Annotated in this window: 3 tRNA genes and 3 rRNA genes; all 6 read left to right on the top strand. The window is 53.7% G+C overall.

Annotation, left to right across the window (positions count from 1 at the left end):
* The first annotated feature begins 404 nt into the window (after positions 1-404).
* The 6 genes from G7A66_RS09170 to G7A66_RS09145 all read left to right on the top strand — a co-directional run bounded on the left by G7A66_RS09170 (position 405) and on the right by G7A66_RS09145 (position 5,814).
* Positions 405-1,895: ribosomal RNA gene (locus tag G7A66_RS09170) — 16S ribosomal RNA — on the top strand.
* A 199-nt stretch (positions 1,896-2,094) separates the two neighbouring features.
* Positions 2,095-2,171: transfer RNA gene (locus G7A66_RS09165), tRNA-Ile, on the top strand.
* A 32-nt stretch (positions 2,172-2,203) separates the two neighbouring features.
* Positions 2,204-2,279 (top strand) — tRNA-Ala (locus tag G7A66_RS09160).
* A 297-nt stretch (positions 2,280-2,576) separates the two neighbouring features.
* Positions 2,577-5,367: ribosomal RNA gene (locus G7A66_RS09155) — 23S ribosomal RNA — on the top strand.
* 118 nt (positions 5,368-5,485) lie between these two features.
* Positions 5,486-5,600 (top strand): 5S ribosomal RNA (rrf, locus tag G7A66_RS09150).
* Together the 16S, 23S and 5S rRNA genes with 3 tRNA genes alongside form the textbook arrangement of a ribosomal RNA operon.
* A 137-nt stretch (positions 5,601-5,737) precedes the next feature.
* Positions 5,738-5,814: transfer RNA gene (locus tag G7A66_RS09145), tRNA-Met, on the top strand.
* Positions 5,815-5,900 lie beyond the last annotated feature (86 nt).

Below are 5,900 nucleotides of genomic sequence, written 5' to 3'. Positions count from 1 at the left end.
GGTTGACCGAATCTTGGGTGGTCCATATATGCCCTCTCACCGGAGCGGCGCAGACGGTTTTCACCGGCTTTTGCGGTTTTGGTCGCCAACATATCAGGACAACCGGCCCTTCGGTTATACGGGGGGCCTCAAGTTGTCCTCTTCGGTATGTTGGTATGCTCTTTGACATTGTTGGTTTTTGATGAAGGGACATGTGGGCGACGGCGCCCGGTCCGGTGGCTTCAAGGCTCCGTGTACCGGTTTAATTAAGTCGATGCCTTAACGTTACTGCGATGCTCACGCATTGTGGTTTCGGACATGTCCTTCGTATCCATTACGTTTGACAAGTGCAGGTATCGGCTCCTTGAATTCGGGTGTTTCTGGTGGGCGGTCATTTATGGCCGTGCCGGAGATATTCGTGACACAAACTTGAGAGTTTGATCCTGGCTCAGAACGAACGCTGGCGGCATGCCTAACACATGCAAGTCGAACGAACCCTTCGGGGTTAGTGGCGCACGGGTGCGTAACGCGTGGGAACCTGCCTTTAGGTTCGGAATAACAGTTGGAAACGACTGCTAATACCGGATAATGTCTTCGGACCAAAGATTTATCGCCTTTAGATGGGCCCGCGTTGGATTAGCTAGTTGGTAGGGTAAAAGCCTACCAAGGCGACGATCCATAGCTGGTCTGAGAGGATGATCAGCCACACTGGGACTGAGACACGGCCCAGACTCCTACGGGAGGCAGCAGTGGGGAATATTGGACAATGGGCGAAAGCCTGATCCAGCAATGCCGCGTGAGTGATGAAGGCCTTAGGGTTGTAAAGCTCTTTTACCAGGGATGATAATGACAGTACCTGGAGAATAAGCTCCGGCTAACTCCGTGCCAGCAGCCGCGGTAATACGGAGGGAGCTAGCGTTGTTCGGAATTACTGGGCGTAAAGCGCGCGTAGGCGGCTATTCAAGTCAGGGGTGAAATCCCGGGGCTCAACCCCGGAACTGCCTTTGAAACTGGATGGCTAGAATCTTGGAGAGGTCAGTGGAATTCCGAGTGTAGAGGTGAAATTCGTAGATATTCGGAAGAACACCAGTGGCGAAGGCGACTGACTGGACAAGTATTGACGCTGAGGTGCGAAAGCGTGGGGAGCAAACAGGATTAGATACCCTGGTAGTCCACGCCGTAAACGATGATAACTAGCTGTCCGGGCACTTGGTGCCTGGGTGGCGCAGCTAACGCATTAAGTTATCCGCCTGGGGAGTACGGTCGCAAGATTAAAACTCAAAGGAATTGACGGGGGCCTGCACAAGCGGTGGAGCATGTGGTTTAATTCGAAGCAACGCGCAGAACCTTACCAGCTTTTGACATCCCGATCGCGGTTACCAGAGATGGTTTCCTTCAGCTCGGCTGGATCGGTGACAGGTGCTGCATGGCTGTCGTCAGCTCGTGTCGTGAGATGTTGGGTTAAGTCCCGCAACGAGCGCAACCCTCGTCCTTAGTTGCCATCATTTAGTTGGGCACTTTAAGGAAACTGCCGGTGATAAGCCGGAGGAAGGTGGGGATGACGTCAAGTCCTCATGGCCCTTACAAGCTGGGCTACACACGTGCTACAATGGCGATGACAGTGGGCAGCTATCCCGCAAGGGTGAGCTAATCTCAAAAAGTCGTCTCAGTTCGGATTGTTCTCTGCAACTCGAGAGCATGAAGGCGGAATCGCTAGTAATCGCGGATCAGCATGCCGCGGTGAATACGTTCCCAGGCCTTGTACACACCGCCCGTCACACCATGGGAGTTGGATTCACCCGAAGGTGGTGCGCTAACCTGCTTGCAGGAGGCAGCCAACCACGGTGGGTTCAGCGACTGGGGTGAAGTCGTAACAAGGTAGCCGTAGGGGAACCTGCGGCTGGATCACCTCCTTTCTAAGGATTGCTGCGAAAGCGCCGGAGCTTGCCTCTGGAAGTGCTTCACAGCTTTTCAAAGAACATTGCCGTCGTCCTCATGTCCTTTCATCAACTGGAGATTGACGCGATCATTATAGATCGTGTCATACGCCTGAGCTGGCTCACGCCGCCCGCGGCTTGCCCTGTCTTTGATGGGGTGTGCCTGCCAGGTGCGGTGGGGCCGGTAGCTCAGGTGGTTAGAGCGCACGCCTGATAAGCGTGAGGTCGGAGGTTCAACTCCTCCCCGGCCCACCATGTTCACAAGGTTTGATGCGGATATGGTTTAAGGGGCCTTAGCTCAGCTGGGAGAGCACCTGCTTTGCAAGCAGGGGGTCATCGGTTCGATCCCGATAGGCTCCACCAGATCCGTCTTTCGAGCCTTGCTCGTGACCTGCGACACTCCAGTAGATGAATAACCGTTATCCGGTGCCGATTTATCGGCACGTGGTAGCAGGGAGATATGCTCCTTGCGTCTTTGACATTGTGAATGGGTTTTTAAATCGATGCCGTGGCGCATCGTGTATCGCTTAGCAGGCGCAAGTCTGTCTGGGTGGATATGCGGATGCGGCACTTAAGATGTAATATCTGGCTGAGATATTCCTCCACGCCAATTGGATATGACGGGCTTTATGCAGGCCTGTCGTTGATGGTGTGGATTCTCAAGCGTGAGGTAAGAGCATTTGGTGGATGCCTTGGCACATACAGGCGATGAAGGACGTGGCACGCTGCGATAAGCGTCGGGGAGTTGTGAGCAAACTTTGATCCGGCGATTTCCGAATGGGGGAACCCACCTTCACCATTTCTTCTCGTGTTCCTTCGGGGGCATGAGGACGAGGTGGATAAGGTATTACCGAAGTGAATATATAGCTTTGGTGAAGCGAACCCGGGGAACTGAAACATCTCAGTACCCGGAGGAAAAGACATCAACCGAGATTCCCGTAGTAGTGGCGAGCGAACCGGGACCAGGCCAGTGCCTTTCATTCAACTAGCAGAACACTCTGGAAAGTGTGGCCATAGCGGGTGACAGCCCCGTATGCGAAAGTGATATGGAAGGACTCGAGTAGGGCGGGACACGTGTAATCCTGTCTGAACATGGGGGGACCACCCTCCAAGCCTAAATACTCGTATGTGACCGATAGCGAACAAGTACCGTGAGGGAAAGGTGAAAAGCACCCCGATTAGGGGAGTGAAACAGTACCTGAAACCGAATGCTTACAAGCAGTGGGAGCTCCTTTGGGGAGTGACCGCGTACCTCTTGCATAATGGGTCAGTGACTTAATCTAGCATGCAAGCTTAAGCCGTTAGGTGTAGGCGTAGCGAAAGCGAGTCTGAATAGGGCGACTGAGTATGTTGGATTAGACCCGAAACCCGGCGATCTAGGCATGACCAGGTTGAAGGTGCAGTAACATGCACTGGAGGACCGAACCGTTTAATGTTGAAAAATTATCGGATGAGTTGTGTTTAGGGGTGAAAGGCCAATCAAGCCGGGAAATAGCTGGTTCTCCGCGAAATCTATTGAGGTAGAGCGTCGGATGTATGCCGATGGGGGTAGAGCACTGGATGGGCTAGGGCTGCGCGAGCGGTACCAAACCTAACCAAACTCCGAATACCATCGAGTCTTATCCGGCAGACAGACGGCGGGTGCTAAGGTCCGTCGTCAAAAGGGAAACAGCCCTAACCTACAGCTAAGGTCCCCAAGTCATCACTAAGTGGGAAAGCATGTGGGAATCCCAAAACAACCAGGAGGTTGGCTTAGAAGCAGCCATCCTTTAAAGAAAGCGTAACAGCTCACTGGTCTAAATAAGGGTTCCTGCGGCGAAGATGTAACGGGGCTAAAGTGATGCACCGAAGCTTAGGGTTCATAGTTTACTATGAGCGGTAGCGGAGCGTTCCGTAAGTGGATGAAGCCGAAGGGTAACCGACGGTGGACATATCGGAAGTGCGAATGCTGACATGAGTAGCGATAAAAAGGGTGAGATACCCTTTCGCCGAAAGACCAAGGGTTCCTGCGCAATGCTAATCAGCGCAGGGTGAGCCGGCCCCTAAGACGAGCCCGAAGGGGGTAGTCGATGGGAACCACGTTAATATTCGTGGGCCTGAAGATGTGTGACGGATGGCGGAAGTAGTTCGATCTTATTGGATTGATCGGGCTGCCAAGCTGTTCCAGGAAATAGCCTCTTCATATAGACCGTACCCGAAACCGACACAGGTGGTCAGGTAGAGTATACCAAGGCGCTTGAGAGAAGTATCCTGAAGGAACTCGGCAAATTGCCTCCGTACCTTCGGAAGAAGGAGGCCCTGAATCGAGGCAACTCTTTTCAGGGGGCACAGGCCAGGGGGTAGCGACTGTTTATCAAAAACACAGGACTCTGCTAAGTCGGCTTCAAGACGACGTATAGGGTCTGACGCCTGCCCGGTGCTGGAAGGTTAAGAGGAGGAGTGCAAGCTCCGAATTGAAGCCCCAGTAAACGGCGGCCGTAACTATAACGGTCCTAAGGTAGCGAAATTCCTTGTCGGGTAAGTTCCGACCTGCACGAATGGCGTAACGACTTCCCCACTGTCTCCAGGATATGCTCAGCGAAATTGAATTCTCCGTGAAGATGCGGAGTACCCGCGGTTAGACGGAAAGACCCCGTGCACCTTTACTGCAGCTTCAGAGTGGCATTAGGAAAGAGTTGTGTAGCATAGGTGGGAGGCTTTGAAACTTGGGCGCCAGTCCGAGTGGAGCCATAGGTGAAATACCACCCTGCTGTTTTCTGATGTCTAACTAACTACCGTTATCCGGTAGTAGGACCCTCTGTGGCGGGTAGTTTGACTGGGGCGGTCGCCTCCTAAAGAGTAACGGAGGCGCGCGATGGTAGGCTCAGGACGGTTGGAAACCGTCTGCGAGAGTGCAATGGCATAAGCCTGCCTGACTGCGAGACTGACGAGTCGAGCAGAGACGAAAGTCGGTCATAGTGATCCGGTGGTCCCTCGTGGAAGGGCCATCGCTCAACGGATAAAAGGTACGCCGGGGATAACAGGCTGATGATTCCCAAGAGCTCATATCGACGGAATCGTTTGGCACCTCGATGTCGGCTCATCACATCCTGGGGCTGGAGCAGGTCCCAAGGGTTTGGCTGTTCGCCAATTAAAGTGGTACGTGAGCTGGGTTCAGAACGTCGCGAGACAGTTTGGTCCCTATCTGCCGTGGGCGTCGATATTTGAGAGGAGTTGCCCCTAGTACGAGAGGACCGGGGTGAACGTACCTCTGGTGTACCTGTCATTGCGCCAGCAGTGCCGCAGGGTAGCTATGTACGGACGGGATAACCGCTGAAAGCATCTAAGCGGGAAGCCTCCCTCAAGATTAGATATCTTCGAGTCGTGATAGACCATCACGTTGATAGGCCGGGTGTGGAAGCGCAGTAATGTGTGAAGCTAACCGGTCCTAATAACTCTGATCATGCTTGATGAATCCGCACCATCAACGACAGCCCTGTAACAGGGCCTGTCGGGTGTGAGGAACATCCAGCCAGATACGCCCTTTGAATACATCGATTTAAAAACCCGCACATACGCCGGCTTCATTGCTTGGTGGTCATAGCGCCTGTGACCCACCCGATCCCATCTCGAACTCGGCCGTGAAACCAGGTAGCGCCGATGGTACTAGTGCTCAAGCACTGGAAGAGTAGGTCGCCGCCAGGCATTGAAGCCGGCGTATGTGCGGGATATAACCCATTCACTTGTCATAAGGGCCGACCCACCATGGGCGGCCCTTTTTGGCGCTTCTCGCGATCAGGCACTTCGCAAGACGCCTGGCAGCAACGCTGCCAACTCGGTGCCGCGGGGTGGAGCAGTCCGGTAGCTCGTCAGGCTCATAACCTGAAGGTCGTTGGTTCAAATCCAACCCCCGCAACCACCAACTAGTTGAAAACATTGAAGATCATAGCCTCGCTGCTTCCAGCGGGGCTTTTTGCGTTCGCAACTGTAAGCATATGGGAAGCA

The organism is Alteripontixanthobacter muriae (genome assembly GCF_013336795.1).
Lineage (GTDB): Bacteria > Pseudomonadota > Alphaproteobacteria > Sphingomonadales > Sphingomonadaceae > Pseudopontixanthobacter > Pseudopontixanthobacter muriae.
The sequence above is the reverse complement of the archived record's forward strand: the minus strand, read 5'-3'. Positions and strand labels throughout refer to the sequence as shown.